At 74.0% G+C, this 22,370-nt stretch carries 21 protein-coding genes; 7 read left to right on the top strand and 14 right to left on the bottom strand.

The features are described from left to right. From accD to AKI01S_RS41420, 9 genes are all read right to left on the bottom strand, one after another. Positions 1-855: acetyl-CoA carboxylase, carboxyltransferase subunit beta (gene accD / locus AKI01S_RS41460; protein WP_067831214.1), on the bottom strand; the 855-nt coding region annotated here is incomplete at its 3' end. Further along, a complete protein-coding gene (locus AKI01S_RS41455) occupies positions 852-1,184 on the bottom strand; it encodes a TcmI family type II polyketide cyclase (RefSeq protein WP_067831213.1) in 333 nt (110 codons plus the stop codon). The genes accD and AKI01S_RS41455, both read right to left, overlap by 4 nt. 110 nt (positions 1,185-1,294) lie before the next feature. Then, positions 1,295-1,990, bottom strand: coding sequence for a response regulator (locus tag AKI01S_RS41450; RefSeq protein WP_245682000.1), 696 nt, complete (start codon positions 1,988-1,990; stop codon positions 1,295-1,297). Positions 1,991-2,136: 146 nt separating this feature from the next. After that, entirely contained in the window at positions 2,137-2,442 is a 306-nt protein-coding gene (locus AKI01S_RS41445) for an antibiotic biosynthesis monooxygenase family protein (RefSeq protein ID WP_067831212.1), read from the bottom strand. After that, the gene (locus AKI01S_RS41440) at positions 2,439-2,780 is read right to left on the bottom strand and encodes an antibiotic biosynthesis monooxygenase family protein (RefSeq protein ID WP_067831211.1); all 342 of its coding nucleotides are present in this window, start codon (positions 2,778-2,780) and stop codon (positions 2,439-2,441) included. Before AKI01S_RS41440 ends, AKI01S_RS41445 begins: the two co-directional genes overlap by 4 nt. Further along, a complete protein-coding gene (locus tag AKI01S_RS41435; RefSeq protein ID WP_067831210.1) occupies positions 2,780-3,511 on the bottom strand; it encodes an SDR family NAD(P)-dependent oxidoreductase in 732 nt (243 codons plus the stop codon). Before AKI01S_RS41435 ends, AKI01S_RS41440 begins: the two co-directional genes overlap by 1 nt. Before the next feature lie 14 nt (positions 3,512-3,525). Continuing rightward, complete coding sequence (locus AKI01S_RS41430) at positions 3,526-4,278, bottom strand: SDR family NAD(P)-dependent oxidoreductase (protein WP_067831208.1); 753 nt, start codon at positions 4,276-4,278, stop codon at positions 3,526-3,528. Further along, positions 4,275-5,186 (bottom strand): alpha/beta hydrolase, encoded by a 912-nt coding sequence (locus AKI01S_RS41425; protein ID WP_067831207.1) that lies wholly within the window; start codon positions 5,184-5,186, stop codon positions 4,275-4,277. The genes AKI01S_RS41430 and AKI01S_RS41425 overlap by 4 nt, the downstream gene beginning before the upstream one ends. Positions 5,187-5,241: 55 nt before the next feature. Beyond that, complete coding sequence (locus AKI01S_RS41420; RefSeq protein WP_067831206.1) at positions 5,242-5,610, bottom strand: SchA/CurD-like domain-containing protein; 369 nt, start codon at positions 5,608-5,610, stop codon at positions 5,242-5,244. Between the two features lie 215 nt (positions 5,611-5,825). On the opposite strand from AKI01S_RS41420, the gene AKI01S_RS41415 reads away from it, so the two are divergent. Beyond that, entirely contained in the window at positions 5,826-6,671 is an 846-nt protein-coding gene (locus tag AKI01S_RS41415; protein ID WP_067831204.1) for an SAM-dependent methyltransferase, read from the top strand. 58 nt (positions 6,672-6,729) lie between these two features. Here the strand turns inward: AKI01S_RS41415 and AKI01S_RS41410 are convergent, their stop codons facing one another. Together AKI01S_RS41410 and AKI01S_RS41405 are read right to left on the bottom strand one after the other, a co-directional pair. Continuing rightward, positions 6,730-8,832: an MMPL family transporter gene (locus AKI01S_RS41410; protein ID WP_067831203.1), complete on the bottom strand. Its 2,103-nt coding sequence runs from the start codon at positions 8,830-8,832 to the stop codon at positions 6,730-6,732. 108 nt (positions 8,833-8,940) lie between these two features. Further along, positions 8,941-9,648: a sulfotransferase family protein gene (locus AKI01S_RS41405; RefSeq protein WP_067831202.1), complete on the bottom strand. Its 708-nt coding sequence runs from the start codon at positions 9,646-9,648 to the stop codon at positions 8,941-8,943. Positions 9,649-9,954: 306 nt separating this feature from the next. Between AKI01S_RS41405 and AKI01S_RS41400 the strand changes: the two genes are divergently transcribed. The 5 genes from AKI01S_RS41400 (at position 9,955) to AKI01S_RS41380 (ending at position 16,743) form a co-directional block, all read left to right on the top strand. After that, on the top strand, positions 9,955-11,193 hold the full coding sequence (locus AKI01S_RS41400) for a S1 family peptidase (protein ID WP_067831200.1): 1,239 nt from the start codon (positions 9,955-9,957) through the stop codon (positions 11,191-11,193). A gap of 25 nt (positions 11,194-11,218) precedes the next feature. Further along, a complete protein-coding gene (locus tag AKI01S_RS41395) occupies positions 11,219-11,638 on the top strand; it encodes a hypothetical protein (protein WP_067831199.1) in 420 nt (139 codons plus the stop codon). A 27-nt stretch (positions 11,639-11,665) separates the two neighbouring features. Continuing rightward, positions 11,666-12,472 (top strand): hypothetical protein, encoded by an 807-nt coding sequence (locus tag AKI01S_RS41390; protein ID WP_157420531.1) that lies wholly within the window; start codon positions 11,666-11,668, stop codon positions 12,470-12,472. A gap of 38 nt (positions 12,473-12,510) precedes the next feature. Further along, positions 12,511-15,462 carry an AAA family ATPase gene (locus AKI01S_RS41385; RefSeq protein ID WP_067831196.1) on the top strand — a complete coding sequence of 984 codons (2,952 nt, stop codon included), beginning with the start codon at positions 12,511-12,513 and terminating at the stop codon, positions 15,460-15,462. A 108-nt stretch (positions 15,463-15,570) separates the two neighbouring features. Then, on the top strand, positions 15,571-16,743 hold the full coding sequence (locus AKI01S_RS41380) for a DUF418 domain-containing protein (RefSeq protein WP_067831195.1): 1,173 nt from the start codon (positions 15,571-15,573) through the stop codon (positions 16,741-16,743). An 88-nt stretch (positions 16,744-16,831) separates the two neighbouring features. Here AKI01S_RS41380 and fusA read toward each other — a convergent pair whose 3' ends face one another. The 3 genes from fusA to AKI01S_RS41365 all read right to left on the bottom strand — a co-directional run bounded on the left by fusA (position 16,832) and on the right by AKI01S_RS41365 (position 20,505). After that, on the bottom strand, positions 16,832-18,898 hold the full coding sequence (gene fusA, locus AKI01S_RS41375; RefSeq protein WP_067831193.1) for an elongation factor G: 2,067 nt from the start codon (positions 18,896-18,898) through the stop codon (positions 16,832-16,834). Between the two features lie 108 nt (positions 18,899-19,006). Next, positions 19,007-19,840 carry a translation factor GTPase family protein gene (locus tag AKI01S_RS41370; protein ID WP_067831192.1) on the bottom strand — a complete coding sequence of 278 codons (834 nt, stop codon included), beginning with the start codon at positions 19,838-19,840 and terminating at the stop codon, positions 19,007-19,009. A 23-nt stretch (positions 19,841-19,863) separates the two neighbouring features. Beyond that, a complete protein-coding gene (locus AKI01S_RS41365; protein WP_067831191.1) occupies positions 19,864-20,505 on the bottom strand; it encodes a dienelactone hydrolase family protein in 642 nt (213 codons plus the stop codon). 467 nt (positions 20,506-20,972) lie between these two features. Here AKI01S_RS41365 and AKI01S_RS41360 point away from each other — a divergent pair, with 467 nt between their 5' ends. Further along, positions 20,973-22,367 carry a hypothetical protein gene (locus tag AKI01S_RS41360; protein WP_067831189.1) on the top strand — a complete coding sequence of 465 codons (1,395 nt, stop codon included), beginning with the start codon at positions 20,973-20,975 and terminating at the stop codon, positions 22,365-22,367. The last annotated feature ends 3 nt before the right edge of the window (positions 22,368-22,370 follow it).

Genomic DNA, 22,370 nt, shown 5'->3' with positions numbered 1-22,370 from the left:
GCCGGGGCCGCCGGGGCCGCCGGCCGCGGGCGGGGCGTCGGCGGGGGCCGCCAGCAGGGCGAGCAGGCGGGTCAGCAGCGGGCGCAGGCCCTGCCGGGTCTCGACGCGGTCCACCATGCCGTGCGCGTACAGGTACTCGGCCGTCTGGAAGCCCGCCGGCAGCGGGCGGCGCGTCGCCGACTCGATCACGCGCGGACCGGCGAACCCGATCAGCGCGCCCGCCTCGGCCACCACGATGTCGGTGAGCGTGGCGAACGAGCCGGTCACGCCGCCGAACGTCGGGTCGGTGAGCAGGCTGACCGTCGGCACCCCGGCGCGGCCGCAGCGGGCCAGCGCCTGGGCGGTGCGGGCCATCTGCATCAGCGACAGGCAGCCCTCCTGCATCCGCGCCCCGCCCGAGGCCACCACCAGGAGCAGCGGCGTGCGGGTCGCGAGCGCCTCGTCGGCGGCACGGGCGATCTCCTCGCCGACCACCGCGCCCATGCTGCCGCCGAGGAACGCGAACTCCATCGCGGCCACGACGACCGGATGGCCGCCGACGGTGGCGCGGCCGCGCAGCACGGCGTCGTCCAGCCCGGTGCGCGCGCGGGCCGCGGCGAGGCGGTCGGGGTAGGGGCGGGTGTCGGCGAAGCCGAGGACGTCGACGGCGCGGAGCCGTTCGGGGGCCTGGACGAACGAGCCCTTGTCGAGCAGCTGGCCGAGCCGTTCGGCCGCGCCGAGGCGGTGGTGGTGACCGCAGTCGGGGCAGACCCCGAGGGCGCGGTCCAGGCGGGGCGCGTACAGCGTGACGCCGCAGCCCTGGCACCGGGTCCAGCCCTCGCGCACCCCGGCGGCGGCCGACGCCGGAGCGGTCACCGGCCCTCCCGCGTCCAGCGGTAGAACTCGGTGGCCATGGCGTCCTTGGGCTCGCGCCAGGTCTCCGGGTCGTAGGCCATCACGTAGTCCTGGAGCCCGTCGCTGAGCTCCTGGAAGTCGGCGCGTCCGCGGGCCTTCTCGACGGCGGCGCGGGCGTCCCCGTCGAACTCCACATAGTGGAAGTACAGCCCGTGGAAATGGAAGAGGTGCCGCCGGGCGACGCCCAGCACGTGGGGCAGTTCCGTGGCGTCCGACTCGCCGAAAAGGCGGGCGGCGCCGTCAGTTCCGCCGGGCCTGAGCCGGGCGACGATAAGCGTGCGGTCCGACATTTAGCGCTCCCTGGGTCCACCGTTCCGGATAACGGTTTTCACCCTAGGAACGACCCCGGGAAATGTCGTCCCGCACGCTCATGAATTGCGGTGTCCCCCGTGCGGGGGAGCTAACCGGTACCGCCGGTGGAGACCGTTCCGGTGCCCGGCCTCAGCAGCCCGTACTCGTAGGCGTAGATGACGAGCTGCACGCGGTCGCGCACGCCGAGTTTCTGGTACAGGTGCTGGACGTGCGACTTGACGGTGCTCTCGCCGAGGGACAGCAGCCTCGCCATCTCCTCGTTGCTGTGGCCGCGCACCAGCAGCTTGAACACGTCCAGCTCGCGGCCGGTGAGGCGGGACATGGCCGCGGAGGTGGCGGGGCTGAGCAGTGGCCGCCGGGCGAACTCGGCGATCAGCCGGCTGGTGACGGCCGGGGACAGCAGGGCCTCTCCCGCGGCGACCGTGTGCACGGCCTCCACCACCTGGCTGGTGGGAGCGTCCTTCAGGACGAAGCCGCTGGCCCCGGCGCGCAGCGCGCCGAACACGTGCTCGTCCTGGTCGTACATCGTCAGAATGATGATCTTGATGCCGGGAACGCCGTGCGGCCCGCACAGCTCGGCGGTGGCCTCCAGGCCGTCCATGCGGGGCATGGTGACGTCCATCAGCAGGACGTCGGGACGCAGCCGGCGGGCGAGCCGGACCGCCTCCACCCCGTCGGGGGCCTCACCGACGATCTCGACCCCGCCGACCCCCGCGAGCGTGGCGCGCAGCCCGTCCCGGACGAGCGGTTGATCATCGGCCAGTAGAACCCGAATTTGTTTCAACACACGGCTCCTTGCCTTGTCCCCACCGCCACTTCTCACATCATAAGGAGGGCGGGGGTCCACCAATATTCGTGAACCTCCGCCCTCCGAAACCAAGCGCGTGTTAACAAACGCCTGCCGCATCCGAAAACCCGATCAAACGATCATTACGACGCCGGATCGTCGACCGCGACCCCGAAAATCGTCCGCTCCACGGCCCCGGCCCAGTACGGCCGCATCGGCGTGGTGAGCTCGCGGTGGACCGGCGACTCCTCCCACGCCAGGAACGCCTCCTCGCTCTCCCATTCGGCCAGCAGCAGGTACCTGCCGGGTTCGCGGGTGGAGGCCAGCAGCCGGTCCGAGCGGTGGCCGGGCGTGCCGCGCACGCTCTGGCGGACCTTGGCGAACGCCTCCTCGAACCCGGCCTCCGTCCCGGGCCTGATCCGTGCGGACACGACGACGAACACGCTCATGCGGGAACCTCCCGGTGGTCGCGGATCTGCAGGGTGCGCATCCGCGCGCCGGTCCGCAGCCGCCGCAGCTCGGCGGTGGCCTCGTCCTGCTCGCGGCTGCGTTCGAACGCGTGGAAACGGGTGGCGTCCGCCCAGTCCGAAGTGATCTCGAACTCGACCTGCCCGCCGCCGGGCCCGGCGGCGTGGTCCTCGGCCCGGCCGAGGGTCTGCCGCAGGCAGCCGGGCCAGGTCGCCGTCCAGTCGGCGACCCTCGCCCAGGCCCGTTCGAACGCCTCGGCGTCGGCGCGCGGCACGGTCACGGTCAGCACCATGCGGAACGCCCCTCCGGCGGCCCCCATCAGATGCCCCCGTCCACGACGAGGGTCTGCCCGGTGACGTACGCCGCCAGGTCGCTGGCCAGGAACGTCACCGCGCCCGCGATGTCCTCGGGCACGCCGACGCGGCCGAGCGCGGCCATCCCCGTGTAGCGCTCACGGGCGGCCGGGGTGAGCCCGGACTCGGTCTCGATGATCCCCGGCGCGACCGAGTTGACCCGGATCCCGCGCGGCCCGAGCTCCTTGCACAGCGACCGGGTGAAGCCGATGCACGCCGCCTTGGAGGCGGTGTAGGCGACCCGTCCGGCCATGCCCCGGGTGGCGACCGCCGACGACACGACGACCACGCTCGCGCCGGGGGCGAGGGCGTCCAGCGCGGCGCGGGTCACCTCGTACATGCCGCCGAGGTTGACGCCCATGATCTCGTCCCACTCGGCGCGGCCGGTCTCGGCGAGCGGGGAGCGGCCGACGACGGCGGCGTTGTGCACGAGGACGTCGAGGCCGCCCAGCTGGTCCACGGCGTCCGCGACGAGGGCGCGGGCCTGCGCGGGGACGCCCAGGTCGGCGCGGTCGACCCGGTACCGCGCGCCGAGCGCGGCCAGGTCCTTCTCCAGCCGGGCGGCCGCCTCGGCGTCGCCCCGGTAGCAGGTGTGCACCCGCGCGCCCTGCCCGGCGAACGCCGTCACGATCGCCCGGCCGATGCCGCGCGTCCCGCCGGTGACGAGGACGCGGCTGTCCTTCAACCCGAGATCCACGGGGTTCCTCCCGTTCACGGCCGGTTCCCCGGCGGCCGGCCGCCGGGCGGACCGCCCGCGAGGCCGGAGGTGTACTCGAACTTCGCCAGCACCGGCACGACGCCGCCGTACAGCCCGTCGGCCCCGTCCGAGGTCAGGAACGCCACGACCTTGGCGACGTCGCCCGGCGCCACGGCCAGGCCGAAGTCGGCGGCCGGCCGGGCCCGGCGCTGGTCGGGGGTGTCGGCCATCGTCATCAGCACGGTGTTGACGTGGACGTCGGCGTGCTTGGCCTCGTGGGCGAACGACCGCGTCCAGGCCAGCAGCGCGGCCTTGCTCGCGACGTAGGCGCCGAAGGCCGCCGGGGGCTCGACCGCCATCTGCGGGACGAAGAAGACCATCCGGCCGCCCGCGCCCAGGTGCGGCAGCACGGCCTGCGCCGAGGTCACCGCCGACAGGAAGTTGGTGCGCAGCACGTCCTCGTAGTCCCGCCGCGAGGTCGTCCGCACCGGGCCGATGTGGAACCCGCCGACCAGGTGGACCAGACCGTCCAGCCGTCCGTGCCGCGCGACGCACTCCGCCGCCGCCGCCTCGGTGGTGCCGGCCTCGGTGGCGTCGCCGGCGAACGTGGCCGCCGCGTCGCCGTGCTCCTTGGCGAGCTCGTCCAGCCGGTCCCGGTTCCGGCCGACCAGCATGACCCGGTCGCCGCGGCCGGCCAGCGCGGCGACGACCGCGCCGCCGAGCCGTCCGGTGGCCCCGGTGACCAGGAACGCCGCGCGTTCGCTCATCGGTCGTCCTCCTTCGCGAGGTGGTGGCCGAGGAAGTCCACGGCCGCCGCGCTCGTCTCCTCGAAGCGGCCGAGGTAGGCGTCGTGGTGGTCGCCCCGGTAGAGCACGAGCCGCTTGGGCTCGCGCGCCCGCTGGTAGGCGTCCAGTTGCAGGTCGGTGCCCGAGAGGGTGTCGCCGTCGCCGAGCACCATCAGCAGCGGGACCGGCGCGACCAGCTCGGCGTAGCGGCCGGCGTCGTACATCCGCGACCACTCGCCGGTCCGCACGGTGACCTCGTTGCGCCAGCCCGGGGCCAGCGCGGCGGCGGCCAGGAAGAACTCGCGGGCGGCGTCGCCGCCGAACACCGGGCGCTCGGCCGGGTGGCCGACGATCGGGCGCAGCGCGGCGGGCTCGCCGCCCATCCGCGCGGCCCGGTCGGCGGCGAACGCCCGCGCGACGTTCGGCCACCGGTCCATCGGGATGCGCCGCCGCCCGCTGCTGATTCCGTCGATCGCCGGGGCCTGCGCGACGACGGCGCGGACGCGCGGGTCGGAGGCGCCGAGCACGACGGCGTGCGCGCCGCCGTAGTGCGTTCCCCACACGCCGATCCGGCGCGCGTCGACCTCGGGGAGCAGGCCGGCGTAGGTGACGGCGTGCCGCAGGTCCTCGATCTGCTGCCAGGGGTTGGCCTCCTGGCGGGGTTCGCCGTCGCTGGCCCCGAAGTTGCGCGGGTCGCAGACCAGCGCGCCGAACCCGGCGGCGGCGAACCGTTCGGCGTAGCGGTCGAGGTACTGCTCCTTGAGCATCGCGAACCCGGCCGCCAGCACCACCGCGGGCGCGGGGCCGGACGTGCCCCGCGCCGGGTAGAACCAGCCGCGCAGCCGCACGCCGTCGTCGGCGGCGAACTCGATGTCGCGCCGCCCGGTCATGGCGCCGCCCGGCCCGGTCCGGGCCCTCCGCGCCGCGGGCGCGGCGACGGGTGCGTCATGCCCGTGCCTCACGGGGCGGCGCGACGCGGGTGGTGACGGTCTCCATCATCGCCCGCAGGAAGAACTCCCGCGCGCCCTCGGGGCTGCTCATGTCGCGGCGGTCCTCCTCGACGAGGTACCGGTCGAGTTCGCGCTCCACCCGCTGGATGCTGGGGTCCTGCGACAGGTGCCGCATCAGCGCGGGCAGCTCGCCCTCGATCTCGATCATCCGGACGACCAGGCCGTCCTTCATGAACACCGAGGTGCTGAGGAGGCGGTTCTCGCCGTCCTCCAGCTGCTTCGGCGGCTCGTACCCCGACAGCAGTTCGCGGACCTTGTCCTCGGTGCCGGGGCGGACGCGGAACATCACGGCCAGACGTTGCACGGGGGGCTCCCTTCGTCGCTTTCCGGTGCTCCCCCGATCCTTCGCAGCGGCGTCCGGCGTGTCTCCCCGCTGGGGGATGAACCTCGGCCCCCTCCTCGCCGCCGGTCTCCTCCCCCGCCCGGTGGAAGACAGCCGGCGGCCGCCCGGCCTACGGTCCGTCGGAAATCACGACCATGCCGCCTTCGCCAGGACCGTCGAGCTGGAAGGACCACCCGATGCAGACACCACAGCGGGCAGCCCCGCGACCGGACGGCGTCAGCCGGACCGCCGTGCTCACCGCGCGGGCACGGGCCGAGGAGCAGGAACGCGCCGACCGGCTGTTCACGGATCCCCTCGCCGGCCCGCTGGCCGCGGCGGCGGGCGGGTTCGAGGCGCCCAGCGACGCGGCCCGGCAGGCGGCGGCGCACTTCGTGGTCCGCACCCGCTACTTCGACGACCGGATCCAGGCCGCGTGCGCGGCGGGCCGCCGCCAGGTCGTGCTGCTGGCGGCCGGGCTGGACGCCCGCGCCTTCCGGCTGGACCTCCCGGCCGGGACGCGGCTGTTCGAACTGGACCTGCCGGAGCTGGTCGCCTTCAAGGAGGAGGTGCTGGCCGGGCTCGGCGCGCGGGCGCGCTGCGAGCGCACGGCCGTTCCGGTGGACCTGCGCGGCGACTGGGCGCGGGCGCTGACGGCGGCCGGGTTCGATCCCGGGGAGCCGACCGCGTGGCTGGTCGAGGGGTTGATGACGTTCCTGCCGCAGCCTGCCAACGACCGGCTGCTGGGCGAGCTGTCGGAGCTCAGCGCGCCGGGCAGCGGCCTGGCGCTGGAGCACGTCAACAGCGCCTACCGGCGGCTGCCGCAGATGCGGCACGCCCAGGAGCGGCTGGCCCGGCACGGCGCGTCCTGGCGGTCGGCCGTGGACGACCCGGCCGCCTGGCTGGCCGGGCACGGCTGGACCGCGACCGAGGTGACCCACCAGGCCGAGGTCGCGGCACGGCTGGGCCGTGCCGTTCCGGAGATCTACGACCCGGCGCTGGTCGGGGACGCCCGGATCTGGCTGGTCGCCGCCGAACGCCCCTGACCCGTCCCCGGGCACGCCGGACGGGGCCGTCCCGCACGGACGGCCCCGTCCGGTCCGGTCAGCGGTCCACGGGGTCGCCCGGGACCACGGCGAGCGGCAGGGGCTCGGCGGCCTCCGGCGCGGCGGCGGCCGGGCGGGCGGGCCACCAGACCCGTTCCCCGAGCAGCAGCGAGACGGCGGGCACCAGCACCAGCTGGGCCAGCAGCGTCGCCAGCAGCACGCCCGCCGCGATCACGAACCCCATCTGGATCATCGGGGCGAACGGCAGCACCGCCAGCACCAGGAACGTCGCGGCCAGCACCACCCCGGCCGACACCAGGACGCCGCCGACCGCGCCCACCCCGCCGCGCACGGCGTCGGCGGTGGAGCCGTAGCGGAGGGTGTCCTCGCGGACCCGCGCCATCAGGAAGATCGCATAGTCGACGCCGAGCGCGACCAGGAACACGAAGCTCAGCAGCGGCACGGTCGGGTCCACGCCCGCGAACCCGAAGAGGTGCTCGAACGCCAGCACCCCCAGCCCGAGCGCGGCGGCATAGGTCAGCACCACGACGCCGAGCACCAGCAGCGGCGCGGCCACCGCGCGCAGCAGTCCGGCGAGGATCAGCAGCACCACGACCAGGACCAGCGGGATGACCACCTGGCGGTCGCGGGCGTTGGCGTTCTCCTCGTCGAGCTTCTCGGCGCTGCGACCGCCGACCAGGGCGTCGCCGCCGACGGCGCGCAGGCGGTCGCGCAGGCGCTGGATGGTGGCGCGTTCGCCCGCGCTCTCGGGACGGTCCTTGGGGAAGGCCTGGATCTCGGTGCGGACGTCGCCCGAGCGGCCCTGCCGGGCCTCGGCCACGCCCGGTGTCGCGCGGGCGGTGTCCAGCGCGAGCCTGGCCCGCGAGGTGTCGACGATGACGGTGAGGGGTTGCGCGCTCATCTGCGGGAAGCGCTCGCCCAGCAGCTGGTACCCGGTGACGGCCTCGGGCTCGCTGGTGAACGCGTCGCCCTCCTTCAGGTCGCCGGGCCAGGCGAGCATCCCGGCGGTGAGCGCGCCGAGCAGCGCCAGCGAACCGAGCGCCGCCGTGCCGCGACGGCGGCCGATCGCGTCGCCGAGCCGGGCGAACAGGCCGGCGCGGTTGGGGTCGGTCTCGCCGAAGCGGGGCACGAACGGCCAGAACACCCCGCGCCCGCAGACCAGCAGCAGCGCGGGGAAGACCGTCAGCATCGCGACCAGGGTGCAGACGATGCCCGCCGCGCCGACCGGGCCGAGGCCGCGCGTGTTGTTCATGTCGGCGGCGAGCAGGCACAGCAGGCCCGCCGTCACGGTGGCCCCGGAGGCCAGCACGGCGGGCGCGGCCCCGCGCAGCGCGGCGGCCATCGCCTCGTGCCGGTCGGCGTGGCGGCGCAGCTCCTCGCGGTAGCGGGCGACCAGGAGCAGGGCGTAGTCGGTTCCGGCGCCCATCACCAGCACCACCATGATCGACGCGCTCTGGGTGCTGACGGTGAGGCCGAACGCCTTCACCAGGCCGTACACCGCCGCCATGGCCAGCGCGGTGGCCAGGCCGACCGCCGCCAGCGGCACCGCCCACAGGAACGGGCTGCGGTAGGTGAGGATCAGCAGCGCCGCCACCACGACCGTCGTGACGATGAGCAGGGTGCCGTCGACGCCCTTGAAGACCGCGCCGACGTCGCTCTGCATCGCCGCCGGTCCGGTGACGCGGACCGTCAGCCCGGCGGGGCGGTCGGCGACGGCCTGCCGGATCTGCGGGACGGTCTTCTCGGGTGGGAAGTCGGCCTTGCTGAAGGTCAGCACGACCAGCAGCGCCCGGCCGTCGGCGGACCGCTGCGGGGGCGGCCCGCCGCCCGTCCGGTAGCGGGCGGCGAGCTGGGCGGCGCGCTGCCGGACGGCGGTCTCGTCGGCGGCGGTGAGCCCGCCGGGCCGGTCGTAGACGATCAGCAGCGCGGCGTTCTCCCCGCCGGGCAGCTGCTTCTCCGCCGCCACGACGCGGGTGGACTGCGCCCCGGCCGGCAGGAAGTCCACGGCCTCGTCGCGCTGCACCGAGTGCAGCTGGGCGGCGAAGGCGGCCGCGATGACGGTCAGCAGCAGCCAGACGACGACGATCCACCACTTGGCGGTGCGTCCGGCGGGGAGGGTCCACCACGAGTTGGGGCGCATGGGCTCCGTCCTCTATAAGTAGGATCACTACATGTAGAAACGCTACGGTAGAACTCCTACGCATGGAACGACGTGGCCGGTTCCTGCCACCCGGCCCCGCCGGGAACCTCAGGGACGCAGCGTCTCGGCCCGCGCCACCAGCGCCCGCCCCAGCAGCCTCGGCAGGCTCTGCTGCCGGTCGCGGCGGAACGCCTCGGCGTCGTTGCTGCGCGGGAACGGCTCGTCCGGCACCGGGACGCCGAGGAACGCGCACAGCGGCTCCCAGCCCTCGCGCACGTCGTAGACCAGCAGCCGGTCGGCGGGCACCGCCTCGCGCACCCGCTCCAGATGCCGCCGGTACACCTCCAGCACGCGCTCGCGGTCGCTGAGCGGGAAGCCGAAGACGCGGTCGTGCACCGCCTCGTTGATCATGCGGGTGAACGCGCCGAACCTCGGGTCCAGCACCCGCACCGCATGGAACCCCAGCCTCACCGGCAGCCGCTCGCTGCGGATCGACCCGGCGAACACCGTCCGCCGGGCGCTGTCGTACCACTGTTCGGCGTCGCGCACGGTGAGCACGACCTTCGCCTCGGGGAAGCGCCCGGCGAGCTCCTCCCAGAACGCCGCGCCCGGCCAGTCGACGGTGGACGCGTAGCCGTCCAGGACCCGTTCCCAGTCGACGGGCACCCCCCGCGCGGCGGCCCGCCACGCGACCGCCCGCGAGGGATCCCTCGCGACCTCCCTCATGTGGTAGCAGGGCCCGAACCCGAGCCGCTCCAACGCCTCCCGCAGCGAGGACGTCCCGGTGCGACCGAATCCCGCGCCGATGACCTTCATGCCGTGCCTCCAGGCGAGGGGGCCCGGACCTGCCCGCCGGGCCCGCGAACGCGGAGGGGATCCTCCGCACCGCCTGTCTATCCGGCCCGTCTACCTCCGCCGGGACGATCCCTCCACCGCGCGGCGGAGCGGCGCCTCCCCCGTCCGGTGGGCGTCCTCCGCCGGGAAGACGTCGCCCCGCACCCCCGTCGCCGCTGCCGGACAAAGCGCCGCTTCGACCTCCCCTCGGCGGCGAGGTCGTTGAATTTTGATGATCTTCCTGATTGCCTTTCCGCGGAGATCAATCCGATCGGGGGCCGGAGGAACATGCGCCTCGGGGTGGCGATGACCTTATTGGTCGCGGTGGCGGCGCCGGTCTCGGCCGCGGGATCGGCTCCCGCCGGGCCGGAGAACGCCAGGGCGATTCCGGCCGTCGTCACGGTGAAACCCGCCCAAAGCCGTACAGAGAGGGTCTCACCCGCCGAATTGGAGGATCTCAGGCTCGTCGCCAGAAGTGACGGGATCAGCCTTGAGGAGGCGGTCCGGCGGTGGGGGTGGCAGGGCTCCTTCCTGAAGGTGACCGGCAGGCTTCAGGGGCGGTATCCGGGTGAGTACTCGGGGGCCGAGATCATCGGGGAGGGCAGTGGGGCGTGGATCGGGTTCAAGGGGGCCGTTCCTCCCGAGGCGGTCGTCCTGGCCCGTACGCTGCCGGTGCCGGTGCGGCTCATCGGGAACAAGGGGTTCTCCGAGAAGGAGCTGAACGATGCCACCGTCGAGAACTTCTTCCGTGTTGCCGGGCATCCTGGTGTCGAGACCGCTGAGGGTGGTTACGAGATCGCCAGTGGGGTGATCGGTATTTCCGTGGCGCCGCGTGGCCACCTCAGCGCCAACGAGCGCAGGCGGCTGCTCAGGGGGCGGGCCGAGGCTCCGATCACCGTCAGCGTCACGATTGTCGACAGGGTCGACGCCTCCCCCAAGGCGCACATGCATGGTGGTGGTTTTCTCAACGGGGACGGCATCTGCACCGCGGCGTTCACCGTTCGCAAGGGCAGGGCGCGGGGTGTTGCCACCGCTCATCACTGCTCTCAGGGGAACTCCAGGTTCCGGTTCTACAACCATCATCACCGAGGGAGATTCACGACCATTAAACGTCGCGGCTCGCACGGAGGCCGTTACGGTGACATGGCGTGGTACTCCTCAGGAAGGTACAAGGCCGTTCCCTGGTTCTACTACGCGCCGAACAAGAGGCGTAAGGTCCACCTGTACAGGTGGCCCAGGGTGGGGCAGAAGATCTGCAACTACGGTCGTTTCACCCACACAAAATGCACCAAGGTCTATAAGAACGGGCAGTGCGTCAAGTATGCGGGGCTGCCCAGGTACTGCGGCCTGACCGCCGTTCGCGGGGAAGTGACGAGAAAGGGTGACAGCGGCGGCCCCTGGTACTGGGGGAACGACGCCTACGGCATCCTGTCCGGCGCCAAGCGCATCGACCGCCGGACGCGTGACCTCTTCACTCCCGTGGCGGGGATGTACGAGGCGATGGGCGTCTCGGTGTACCTGTCATAGCCCGATCAACCGCCGGGAGCCCGAGATGATGACCCGTTCGGTGGCCGTCGCGGTCGCGCTGGCGCTGGGGGCCGCGGCATGCGGTGGCAAGGGGATCGACCGCACCGGGGACGATCCGATCGTTCTGGTTCATCACGGCTATGACGGCGAGCCGCGGATCATGTACGTCGGGCGGCTGGTCTACGACTCCCCCAGTCGCTGCCTGCACTTCGCGTTCGAGTCCGGGAGCCGCCGGGCGCCCGTGTGGCCCAAGGGCACCGAGCCCGTCCGCAGGGGCGGCAAGCGCGGGGTCAACGTCCCCGGGTTCGGCGACCTGCTCGAAGGAGAGAGGTTCAGCACCGGGGGCGGCGGTGACGTCGGCAGGGCCCCGAAGGGGCTTCCCGCCTCCTGCGTGCCCAAGGGCGGGATCATCGTCTTCAACGAGGAGATCGAGCGCCAGAAGTGACCGCCCTTGCCTCGGTAAGGTCGCTTGATGGATTACTCCGTGTTTTGTCAGGGGCTCCTGGAGCCCCGGCGGGGACGGCTCGGGGACGTCCGGGACGCGTTGGCGGGCGGGGACGGACCGGAGACCGTGTGGCGGGCGCTCGTCGGGGACGAGCCGTGGCGGCGGTTCCTGCACTTCGTCGCCTGTCCCCGGTGTCGCGGCAGGGGCACCGTCGGCGGATACGACTCGGACATGGAGTGGGAAGAGGACGCCTGGACCTGCGGGGAGTGCCGGGCCACCGGGGTGCGGCCCGGCGCCCTCGTGGACGGGGTCCCGGACGAACGGCATGTCGTGGCCCTGGCCTCCGCGCCCGAGGCCGTGCGGCGGGCCGAGGAGCTGGCCTGGCGGTTCGCGGCGGAGCTGGAGCCCTGGGGGGTGCCCTCCCCGGAACGGCTGGTCTGGCGGGTCGGCGGGCGCGTCCACGAGGCGGGAGTGCCCCACGAGCTGGACTTCGCCTTGCGGGAGTTGTTCACGCGGCACTGGGCGGAGGAGCTGGCCGGGTTCCGGGACGGGATCGGGATCGCCCTGCCCTGGGGCACCAAGGACTCCTGCTACTCCGACGCGCACCGGCAGGCCGAGACGCACGCCGGGTGGGAGGCTGCCGCGCGGCTCGGGCTGCGGGTGCCGGACGAGATCATGGTGTTCGGGCGGCCGGTGGAGTTCGCGCCCGGGGGCGCGTCGTTCGGTGACCTCGCCAACCCGTACGCCTCCCTGCTGGAGATCTGGCGGGTCGGGTTCGCGCTGGACGATGTGGCGGAAGGGGTTGTCTCGCTCTACGCTCGCCCGCCACGCTGACGGCGGTAGGAACACAAGAGGTCGTGTGGGGAGAGCGCATGCGGTTGGTGGTGTCGCAGACCGCCCGGAGCGGGTTCCGGAACCTGTTGGACGCGCTCGAAACACCGTTGCCCGCCGGGGTCCCCCGCCGTATCGCCGTCGAGCCCGGGCAGTACCGGGCCCCGTCGTACCGGTACTGGAACACCCTGGAGATCGTCGCGGTGCGGGGGCCGGGGTCCGTGGTGCTGGACTGCGCGGACGACTACCTGCTCCAGGTCGAGGGGCAGGTCACGCTGCGGGGTCTCGTGCTGCGCAACTGGAACGACAACGGCACCGTCGTCAACGTCACCGGGGGCACGCTCGCGGCCGAGGACTGCGAGTTCGTCGCCGCGTCCGACAAGGCGATCAGCGCGTGGAACGGGGCCGAGCTGTTCGTGCGGCGGGGCACCGTGCGGGACGGCGCGATCGTGCTGTCCGACGCGGCCGGGATCGTCGAGAACACGCTGGTGACCGACGCCAGGCTGTGCGGGGTCGCCCTGCACAGCGGGAGCCGGGTGACGTTGCGCGACGTGCTCGTGCGCAACGCCGGGGAGCACGGCTTCTGGGTGAACACCGGGTCCGCCCCGCTGCTGGACCAGTGCGTGGTCGAGGACGCCGCGGCCGGGGGCGTCGTCATCCAGAACCGGTCCGCCGTCACCGTCCGGGGCGGGGCCGTCCGCCGGTCCGGGCAGGGCGGGCTGGTCGTGCGGGAGAACTCCACCGCGACCGCCGAGGGCGTGGTGATCGAGGGCGCCGGGGGCTTCGGGGTGCTGGTCACCGACGCGGGACGGCTGACGGCGCGGGGGCTGGCCGTGCGGGACGCCAAGCTGGCGGGCGTCATGGTGGACGGCGGGGGGACGGCCGAGTTCGAGTCCTGCGACGTGTCCGGGGCCGCCCAGCAGGGGGTGACGGTGGCCGAGGCGAGCGGCTGCGTGTTCACCGGGGGCTCGCTGACGGGGTGCGACCTCGGGGCGGGCGTCGCCGGGGACGGCGCGTCGCTGACGTTGGTCGGGACGCGCGTCAGCGGCAACACGGTCGCCGGGACGGCGGCCGACCCGGGCACCCGGATGACGCTGCGGGACTGCACGATCACCGGCAACGAGGGGGCCGGGATCCTGGCGAGCGCGGAGGCCCGGCTGGAGGTGGCGGGGACGACCGTCTCGGCCGACAACGGCGCGCCCGACGACCTGGCGGTGCGGGTCCGCGTCGACTCGGAGGGCGGTCCCGTCGGGCAGGCCCCGCCGAAGACGTCCCCCGCGTCGGGCGGGGCCGCCGCGTCCGGCGCCGGGGAGGGGCCCCTGGACGTGGACGCCCTGCTGGCCGAGCTCGACGCGATGATCGGGCTGCGGGAGGTCAAGCAGGAGATCCACAAGCTGGTGAAGTTCCTGCGGATCGCCGAGCAGCGGCGGCGGGCGGGGCTGCCCGAGGGGCCGGTGATCGGGCGGCACGTGGTGTTCTCCGGGTCGCCCGGCACCGGGAAGACGACCGTCGCGCGGCTGTACGGGAGGTTGCTCGCGGCGCTCGGGGCCGTTCCCGGTGACCGGTTCGTCGAGGCGTCGCGGTCCGACCTGGTGGGGAAGGTCCTCGGGGAGACGACGCAGAAGACCACGGCGGTGTTCGAGAGCGCGCGCGGCGGGGTGCTGTTCGTCGACGAGGCGTACGCGCTGGCGCGGCGGTTCGGGATCGGGAGCGACTTCGGGCAGGAGGCCATCGACACGCTCGTGAAGCTGATGGAGGACCACCGCGACGAGGTGGCGGTGGTGTTCGCCGGGTACTCCGCGGAGATGCGCGAGTTCCTGTCCGCCAACCCGGGGCTGGAGTCGCGGGTCTCCCGGACGATCGAGTTCGAGGACTACAGTCCGGCCGAGCTCACCGAGATCGTGCGGCGGATGGCGGGCGGCTACGGGTTCCGGCTGGCCGACGAGACCGGGCGGGTGCTGCTGGAGCACTTCCGGCGGGCGCGGCGCGACGAGCACTTCGGCAACGGGCGCGAGGCGCGGCGGATCTTCGAGGCGGCGCTCGGGCAGCAGGCGCTGCGGCTGGCCGACGCCGCGGAGCCGCCGTCGGCCGACGATCTGGTGCTGCTGCTGCCCGAGGACCTGGAGGGGGTCGTCGAGCGGGGGCTCGGCGTGCGGGCCGGGGAGGCGCGCGACGGCGGGCAGGTCGAGTCGGTGCGGGCCCGGCTGGACGCGATGATCGGACTGGAGCCGGTCAAGCAGCGCGTCCGGGACGTGCTGGACCTGATCGAGACGACGCTGCGCCGGGAACGGGCCGGGCTGCCCGCCGAGCCGGTCTCCGGCCACCTGGTCTTCGCGGGCCCGCCCGGCACCGGCAAGACGACGGTCGCGCGCCTGTACGGGGAGCTGCTGGCGGCCCTGGGGTTCCTGGCGCGCGGGCAGGTCGTGGAGGTGTCGCGGGCGGACCTGGTCGGGGAGTACGTCGGGCACACCGCCGCCCGCACGCGGGCGGCGTTCGAGAGGGCGCGGGGCGGGGTGCTGTTCGTCGACGAGGCGTACGCGCTGGCGCGGCCGGCCGGAACGGGGCACGACTTCGGCCAGGAGGCCATCGACACGCTCGTGAAGCTGATGGAGGACCACCGCGACGAGGTCGTGGTGATCGTCGCGGGGTACACCGCGGAGATGGCGGGCTTCCTGGCCGCCAACCCGGGGCTGGCCTCGCGGTTCTCCATGACGGTCGACTTCCCGCCCTACGAGCGCGAGGAGCTGGTGTCCATCCTGGTGAAGCAGGCCGGGGACGCCGGGTTCACCGTGACCGACGACGCGCTGGACGCCGTGCGCGGCCATCTCGCCGCGCACGCCGACGCGTTCGACACCGGCAACGGCCGGGAGGTCCGCAAGCTGTTCGAGGCGATGCGGACCGCGCACGCCCGGCGGATCGCGCGGACGGAACGCGCCGGTGAGCGGGTCCCCACCGCCGAGCTGGGCCTGCTCCGCCGCGAGGACGTGCCCTGAGCCGGGCTGGAACCGCCTGGACGACGTGCGGGGGGTAGGGGAAAGCCCACCTCGGGGGGCGGCGTGGGTCTCCTTACCGGCGGGTCCGGCGTTGTTTCACTCGGAGGTATGGCAAACCGACTGGCGACGGCCAGGACGCGGATCGGTGACGTGGACGCCCTGCGGGGGTTCGCGTTGCTGGGGATCTTCCTCGTCAACATCACTTTCATGGCGTCGGGATATCCGGGGAACCTGGTGGAGGATCCCGATTTCGCGTCCCCTCTCGACGACGCCGTGCGGATGATGTCGTCGGTGTTCGTGGACATGAAGTTCTATCTGCTGTTCTCGTTCCTGTTCGGGTACAGCTTCACGTTGCAGATGGACGCGGCGGCGCGGGCGGGGGCGCGGTTCGGGCCGCGGATGCTGCGGCGGATCGGCGGGCTGTTCGCGCTGGGGGCGCTGCACATCGTGTTCCTGTACGGCGGGGACGTGCTGACGACCTACGCGGTCGTCTGCCTGGTGCTGCTCCTGATGCGGAACGTCCGGGACCGCACGGCGCTGTGGACGGCGGCCGGGCTCTACGCCGCCGTGCTGCTCAGCCTCGTGGCGGGCGCGCTGCTGGTGGACCGGTCGGCGTTCCTGCCCGCCAGGGCCGAGGCGCTGGCCAACGCCGAGCAGACCACGCGGGCCCTGCTCGGCGGGTGGGGCGACATCATCGGCGAGCACCTGGCGGGGCTGCCGCTGCTGGTCGTGCAGGCGGTGTCGCTCCAGGGCCCGGCGGCGCTGGCGGCGTTCCTGGTCGGGATGGTCGTGGGGCGGCGCGGGCTGCTGGTGGGCGTGCGCGGTGACGAGCCGGTGCTGCGGCGGATCCAGGCCGTCGGGTTCCCGGTCGGGATCGCCGGGGGCGTGCTGTACGCGGTCGGCGGCGGGAACGCCGACACCTTCGCCGTCGCCGCCAGCTTCGCCACCGCGCCGCTGCTGACCGCCGCGTACGTGGCGACGCTGCTGCGGGTCGTGCACGCCCCGCGGGGCGGGGCCGTGCGGGACGCGCTGGCCCCGGCGGGGCGGATGGCGCTGACGAACTACCTCGGGCAGGCGCTGGCCGGGCTGCTGGTCTTCACCGGGATCGGACTGGGGCTGGCCGGGGCGCTGTCGCCGCTGGAGACGCTCGGTGTCGCGGTGGCGGTGTTCGCGCTCCAGCTGGCGGCGAGCGCGTGGTGGCTGCGGGGGCACCGGTACGGGCCCGCCGAGTGGCTGCTGCGGTGGGTGACCAACGCGCGGCGGCCCGCCTGGCGGGCCTGACGGCCCCGCCGGGCGGGGACGGCCCGGCGTGCGCGGGGGCACGCCGGGCCGTCGTCATGGCCGCGTCATGGCTGGGGGCCGTGCCGGATCAGCCCGCCGCGACGATCCGCCGCGCGACGCTCTCGGGGACCTCCGCGTAGGAGTCGAGCAGCATCGTGTACGCCGCGCGGCCCGAGCTCAGGCCGCGCAGGTCCCCGACGTAGCCGAACATCTCCGCGAGCGGCACCAGCGCCTCCACGACGCGTGCGCCCCGGCGCTCGCCCATGGCGCGGACCTGGCCGCGCCGGGCGCCGATGTCGCCGATGACCTCGCCCGTGTACTCGTCGGGGGTGGTGACCTCGACGGCCATCACCGGTTCGAGCAGCACGGGCCCGGCGCGCCGGACCGCCTCCCGGAACGCCCGCGACCCGGCGGTCTTGAACGCCAGCTCCGAGGAGTCCACGTCGTGGAAGTCGCCGTCCAGCAGCGTCACGCGGACGCCGGTCATCTCGAAGCCCGCCAGGACGCCGCTCCGCATGGCCTCCTGACAGCCCGCGTCGACGGCCGGGATGTACTCGCGCGGGACGCGCCCGCCGGTCACCCGGTTGACGAACTCGTAGGTCGCGTCCCCCTCGGTGATCGGCTCGACGGTGATCTGGACCCTGGCGTACTGTCCGTGGCCGCCGGACTGCTTCTTCCACGTGAAGTCCACCTTCTCGACGGTCCGGCGGATCGTCTCGCGGTAGGCGACGCGCGGTCGGCCGACGTTGGCCTCGACGTCGAACTCCTCCCTCAGCCGGTCGATCTGGATCTCCAGGTGCAGCTCGCCCATGCCGCCGACGATGGTCTGGCCGCTCCGCGGGTCGGCGCGGACCTGGAACGACGGGTCCTCCTCGGCCAGCCGCCCGAGCGCGTGCGTCAGCCTCTCCCGGTCGGCCCGGGTCCGCGGTTCGACCGCGATCTCCAGCACCGGGGCGGGGAAGTCCATCGCGTCCAGCACCACCGGGTGCGCCGGGTCGCAGAGCGTCTCGCCGGTCGTGGTCTGTTTCAGGCCCATGACCGCGACGATGTCGCCCGCGCCCGCCGCGCCGATCTCCTCGCGGCGGTTGGCGCGCATCCGGTAGATCTTGCCGATGCGCTCCTTCCGTCCGCGCAGGGGGTTCAGCACGGTCGCGCCGGTCTCCAGGCGGCCCGAGTACAGGCGCACGAACGTCAGGCGACCCAGGTGCCGGTCGCTCATGACCTTGAACGCCAGCGCGGCCAGCGGCGCGCCGTCGTCCGCGGGACGGCCCTCGACGGGCGGCACGTCCAGCGGCGACGGCAGGTACCGCACGATCGCGTCCAGCAGGGGCTGCACGCCCTTGTTGCGGAACGCGGTCCCGCACAGCACCGGCGTCGCCGCCGAGGAGAGCGTGAGACGGCGGATCGCGGCGTGGATCTCCGCCTCGGTGGGCTCGTCGCCGCCGAGGTAGGTCTCCATGAACTCCTCGTCGTGCTCGGCCACCGCGCCCAGCAGGCGGGAACGCGCGCGCTCGGCCTCGGCCGCCAGCCCGGCGGGGACCGCGACGGTCTCGGGGGTCTCGCCGAGCCCGGCGTCGGCGGGCCAGAGGAGGGCCTCCATCGCGACCAGGTCGATCACGCCCCGGAAGTCGCCCTCGGCCCCGACGGGGAGCTGGACGACCAGCGGGAGCGCGCCGAGGCGTTCGGCGATCATCTCCACGGTGCGGGACAGGTCGGCGCCGGTGCGGTCGAGCTTGTTGACGAAGCACAGGCGCGGGACGCCGTACCGGTCGGCCTGCCGCCACACCGTCTCGGACTGCGGCTCGACCCCGGCGACGCCGTCGAACACCGCGACCGCGCCGTCGAGGACGCGCAGGCAGCGTTCGACCTCGACGGTGAAGTCGACGTGGCCGGGCGTGTCGATGAGGTTGATCGTGTGCTCGACGCCGTCCAGGGCCCAGCGGCAGGAGACGGCGGCGGAGGTGATGGTGATGCCGCGTTCGCGTTCCTGTTTCATCCAGTCGGTGACGGCGGCGCCGTCGTGGACCTCACCGATGCGGTGGGAGACGCCGGTGTAGAACAGGACGCGTTCGGTGGTCGTCGTCTTTCCCGCGTCGATATGGGCCATGATCCCGATGTTCCGGACGGTGGAGAGGTAAGGGATTGTGGTGCGCATCGGGCATAGCCCTCCTTACTTGATCGCGCGTGAATACGAACGCGTGCGACGCTATACGTCCGATCACGGATAAAGCGAAGGATTTTTCCGCGCCTTTTTCGGGAGGGATCAGGCGGTGTTCTCGGGGGCCTCGGCGTAGGAGTCGAGAATCATCGTGTAGGCGGCGCGGCCCTCGGTCATCGCGTGCAGGTCGGTCGCGTAGCCGAGCATCTCCGCGAGGGGGACCAGCGCCTCGACGGTGGTCCCGCCGGGGCGGCGGGCGGCCTCGGCCAGGCCGCGGCGGGCGCCGAGGTCGGCGACGACCGCGTCCGCGTGCTCGCCGGGCACGGCGACCCGGACGAGCATGACCGGTTCGAGCAGGACGGGGCCGGCCTGCCGGACCGCCCTGCGGAGGGCGTTGGCCGCGGCGATCCGGTAGGCGCGTGCGGAGGAGTCGACCTCGTGGAAGGCGCCGCCGAGGAGGATCACGCGGAGGCCGGTCATCGCCCCGGCGGCGAGGACGCCGTGCCGCATCGCCTCCCGGCAGCCCTCGTCCACGGCCGGGACGTACTCGCGCGGGATGCGGTCGGCCCTGGACTCGTCGACGAACTCGTAGGGTGTCCCGGCCGGCTCGACGGTGATCCGGACCTTGGCGAAGTGGCTGGGGCAGCCCGCCTGCCGCGCGTAGACGTGCTCGACGCCCTCGACGGGACGGCGGATCGTCTCGCGGTGGACGACGCGCGGGCGGCCGGCCTCGACCTCGGCCTCCGCGCCGATCCGGTCGGCCAGGGCCGTCAGGTCCCGCTCGTCGGCGCCGCCGATGACCGCCCGGCCGGTCTCCTCGTCGACGCGCGCCGGGAGCGACGGGTCCTCCCCGGTGAGCCGCCGGACGGCCGCGGCCAGGCGCCGCCGCCCGTTCCGGCTCCGGGGCTCGATCGCGATCTGGAGGAGGGGGTCGTCCATGCCCGCCAGTGTCCCCGACGGGGTCAGGCGAGATGGCGGCGGAACCAGTCGACGGCCTCCTCGGTGACCCGCTCCAGCGTGCCCGGCTCCTCGAACAGGTGGCCCGCGCCGGGGACCACGGTGAGGGCGTGGTCGTGGAGGCGGTGCGCGGCCAGCTCGTTGAGCTGGAGGACCTGGGGGTCGTGCGCGCCGACCAGCAGCAGGACGGGGGCGCGGACGCGGTCCAGGGCCGGGCCCGCCAGGTCGGGACGGCCGCCCCGGGAGACGACGGCGGCGACGCGTTCCTCGCGGTGGGCGGCGGCCACCAGGGCCGCCGCCGCCCCGGTGCTCGCGCCGAACAGGCCGAGCCGCAGGGACGCGGTCGCGGCCCGCTCCCCCAGCCAGTCGATCGCCCGGGTCAGGCGGGAGGCCAGCAGGTCGATGTCGAACCGGAACGCGCCGGTCTCGGCGTCGGAGCGTTCCTCGGCCTCGGTGAGCAGGTCCATCAGCAGCGTGGAGAGCCCGGCCCCGACCAGGCCGCCGGCGACCGCGCGGTTGCGGGGGCTGTGCCGGGAGCTTCCGCTGCCGTGCGCGAACAGCACCACGCCGCGCGGCTCGTCGGGCAGGGTGAGGTCCCCGTTCAGGACGGCGCCCGGGAGGTCGATGGCGACACCGGTGGTGGTCATGGCGTCCCTTCCTCGGGTCCCGTCGCCGATGTGACGGGCGTACCCGAACGGGACGGGCGTCATGCCGCCGGCGCGTCCGCCTCTGCCTAGGCGCCGGGCGCGGACACCCGTGATCTTTAGGATGCGCCTGTTCCCGCCGTCATCTCGGGGCCGTCGCCGGGCACGGGGCGCTGCCGCAATGTTCGCTGGTCGCGCTCGGCGCGGGCGACGAGCCGTGGAGCGTGCTCTCCCGCCTGAAGGAGCTGCGCACCGGCCGGGGACCCCTGGAACAGGCCCTCTCCCGCTACTCCGGCCAGCACTGGAGCCCCGGACGCTGAGCCGTCCGGGAATGTCGGTGGGGCGTCCTAGGCTGCCAGTGCGTCCGCGGGCGGAACGGCCCGGTGTGCCGGCGACGGATGCCCTCAGGGAGGGATGGGGCGGGTCGCGCCTTCGGGCGGGACGGCCCACCCTCCGCCGGACACCAGCCCGTGGCCCGATCCCTTCTCGGGCCGTTCCGCTCGCGGGCGCGCCGGAGGAGGGAGGCGAAGATCGAGGGGCTGTTCGTGTCCACGGTGACCCGGATCGGGTACCGGGACGCCTTCTTCCTGTGGCCCGAGCACGCGCGGAACGCGTTCGCGGCGTCGGTCCGGGACGCGGCGCGGCGCGACCCGGAGTGGACGGCCGCGTTCCTGAAGTGGCTGCGCACCGCGACGCCGATGCGGTATCCGACGCTGGTGGGGGCGGCGGCGTTCGTCGCGGAGCGGCTCGACGCCGGGCTGCACGGGATGTCGCGGCGGGTCGTCGGATCGGTGCTGCGGCGGGCCGACGACCCGGGACACCTGCTGGCGCACTGGGTCTCGACGTACGGGCGGGCGGTGCCGAAGCCGGTCAAGCGGGGCGTCGCCGACGCCGTCGTCCGGCTCTACGACGAGGCCGCCGCGCGGTCCCACGACACGGCGGGGCACGGTCTCGCGTTGCCGCCGTTCGCGCATCCCGACCTGATGAACAACGGCGGGATCCGCGTGCCGCGGCCGTTCCGGTTCGGGCAGGTGATCCGGCTGGTCCATCCGGTCGCCCGCGACGAGCGCCAGAACGCCGTCTTCCGGCGCGCCCTCGACGGCCGCCGCCCGGCGCCGGGGCGTGCCGGGCGGCCCTCCGGGGACGACTGGGAACGGATCGCTCCCCTGCTGCCGCTGGAGGAGGTGCTGCACGGCCTGCGGCGCATGGACGCGGCCGGGCTCCCGTTCGAGGCCGCCATGGAGATCGCCGAACGGCTCGGCGACGCGGACGCCGTGCGCGCCGCCGGGCTCGGGCCGGTGCGGATCGCGGCGGCCTGGCGCGCGGTCGCGGACCGGCGCTGGGCCCCGGTGCTGGAGAGGGCGGCCGGGTTCCTGCTGGAGGCGATGCCGCGGATACCGGGGCGGACGCTCATCGCCATCGATCACGATCATCCCGGGTCGGCCGTGTTCGGGCTCGCGCTCGCGCGGCTGTGCGCGTCGGCCGACGTCGTGACGCTGGAGGGCGGGGCGTTCCCGCTGGTGCCCGGCGAGTCCCCGTTGCACGCGCTGCACCGGTGGCGGGCGTCGGACCTGCCGTCGCCGGGGCGGAGCGACTGGGCGGCGGTGCGCGAGGCGTTCGCCGGGCACGACCGGGTGGTGGTCGTCGACGACTGGGTCGGGAGCCTGCCGGAGTTCGGCGTCCCGTCGTACGCCTGGCAGACCGGGCACTCCGGGGTGCCGGAGGTTCCGGGCTGGCTGACGTTCCAGGGGGCCGGCGACGAGGCGCTGCCGATCATCCCGGTCATCGAGGCGGCGCGCGACGGCGTGTGGCCCTGGGCCTGTCCCCAAGAGGACCTCAGCCACGCACGCGAGCGCGTGACCTGACCT

It is taken from the genome of Actinomadura kijaniata NBRC 14229, from assembly GCF_001552175.1.
GTDB classification, from domain to species: Bacteria; Actinomycetota; Actinomycetes; order Streptosporangiales; family Streptosporangiaceae; genus Spirillospora; species Spirillospora kijaniata.
The sequence above is the reverse complement of the archived record's forward strand: the minus strand, read 5'-3'. Positions and strand labels throughout refer to the sequence as shown.

Bases quoted from the DNA above. Each gene is read 5' to 3' on its own strand.
- AKI01S_RS41455 (WP_067831213.1), bottom strand. From the start codon at position 1,184: ATGTCGGACCGCACGCTTATCGTCGCCCGGCTCAGGCCCGGCGGAACT.
- AKI01S_RS41445 (WP_067831212.1), bottom strand. From the start codon at position 2,442: ATGAGCGTGTTCGTCGTCGTGTCCGCACGGATCAGGCCCGGGACGGAG.
- AKI01S_RS41440 (WP_067831211.1), bottom strand. From the start codon at position 2,780: ATGGGGGCCGCCGGAGGGGCGTTCCGCATGGTGCTGACCGTGACCGTG.
- AKI01S_RS41430 (WP_067831208.1), bottom strand. From the start codon at position 4,278: ATGAGCGAACGCGCGGCGTTCCTGGTCACCGGGGCCACCGGACGGCTC.
- AKI01S_RS41425 (WP_067831207.1), bottom strand. From the start codon at position 5,186: ATGACCGGGCGGCGCGACATCGAGTTCGCCGCCGACGACGGCGTGCGG.
- AKI01S_RS41415 (WP_067831204.1), top strand. From the start codon at position 5,826: ATGCAGACACCACAGCGGGCAGCCCCGCGACCGGACGGCGTCAGCCGG.
- AKI01S_RS41410 (WP_067831203.1), bottom strand. From the start codon at position 8,832: ATGCGCCCCAACTCGTGGTGGACCCTCCCCGCCGGACGCACCGCCAAG.
- AKI01S_RS41405 (WP_067831202.1), bottom strand. From the start codon at position 9,648: ATGAAGGTCATCGGCGCGGGATTCGGTCGCACCGGGACGTCCTCGCTG.
- AKI01S_RS41400 (WP_067831200.1), top strand. From the start codon at position 9,955: ATGCGCCTCGGGGTGGCGATGACCTTATTGGTCGCGGTGGCGGCGCCG.
- AKI01S_RS41395 (WP_067831199.1), top strand. From the start codon at position 11,219: ATGATGACCCGTTCGGTGGCCGTCGCGGTCGCGCTGGCGCTGGGGGCC.
- AKI01S_RS41390 (WP_157420531.1), top strand. From the start codon at position 11,666: ATGGATTACTCCGTGTTTTGTCAGGGGCTCCTGGAGCCCCGGCGGGGA.
- AKI01S_RS41385 (WP_067831196.1), top strand. From the start codon at position 12,511: ATGCGGTTGGTGGTGTCGCAGACCGCCCGGAGCGGGTTCCGGAACCTG.
- AKI01S_RS41380 (WP_067831195.1), top strand. From the start codon at position 15,571: ATGGCAAACCGACTGGCGACGGCCAGGACGCGGATCGGTGACGTGGAC.
- fusA (WP_067831193.1), bottom strand. From the start codon at position 18,898: ATGCGCACCACAATCCCTTACCTCTCCACCGTCCGGAACATCGGGATC.
- AKI01S_RS41370 (WP_067831192.1), bottom strand. From the start codon at position 19,840: ATGGACGACCCCCTCCTCCAGATCGCGATCGAGCCCCGGAGCCGGAAC.
- AKI01S_RS41365 (WP_067831191.1), bottom strand. From the start codon at position 20,505: ATGACCACCACCGGTGTCGCCATCGACCTCCCGGGCGCCGTCCTGAAC.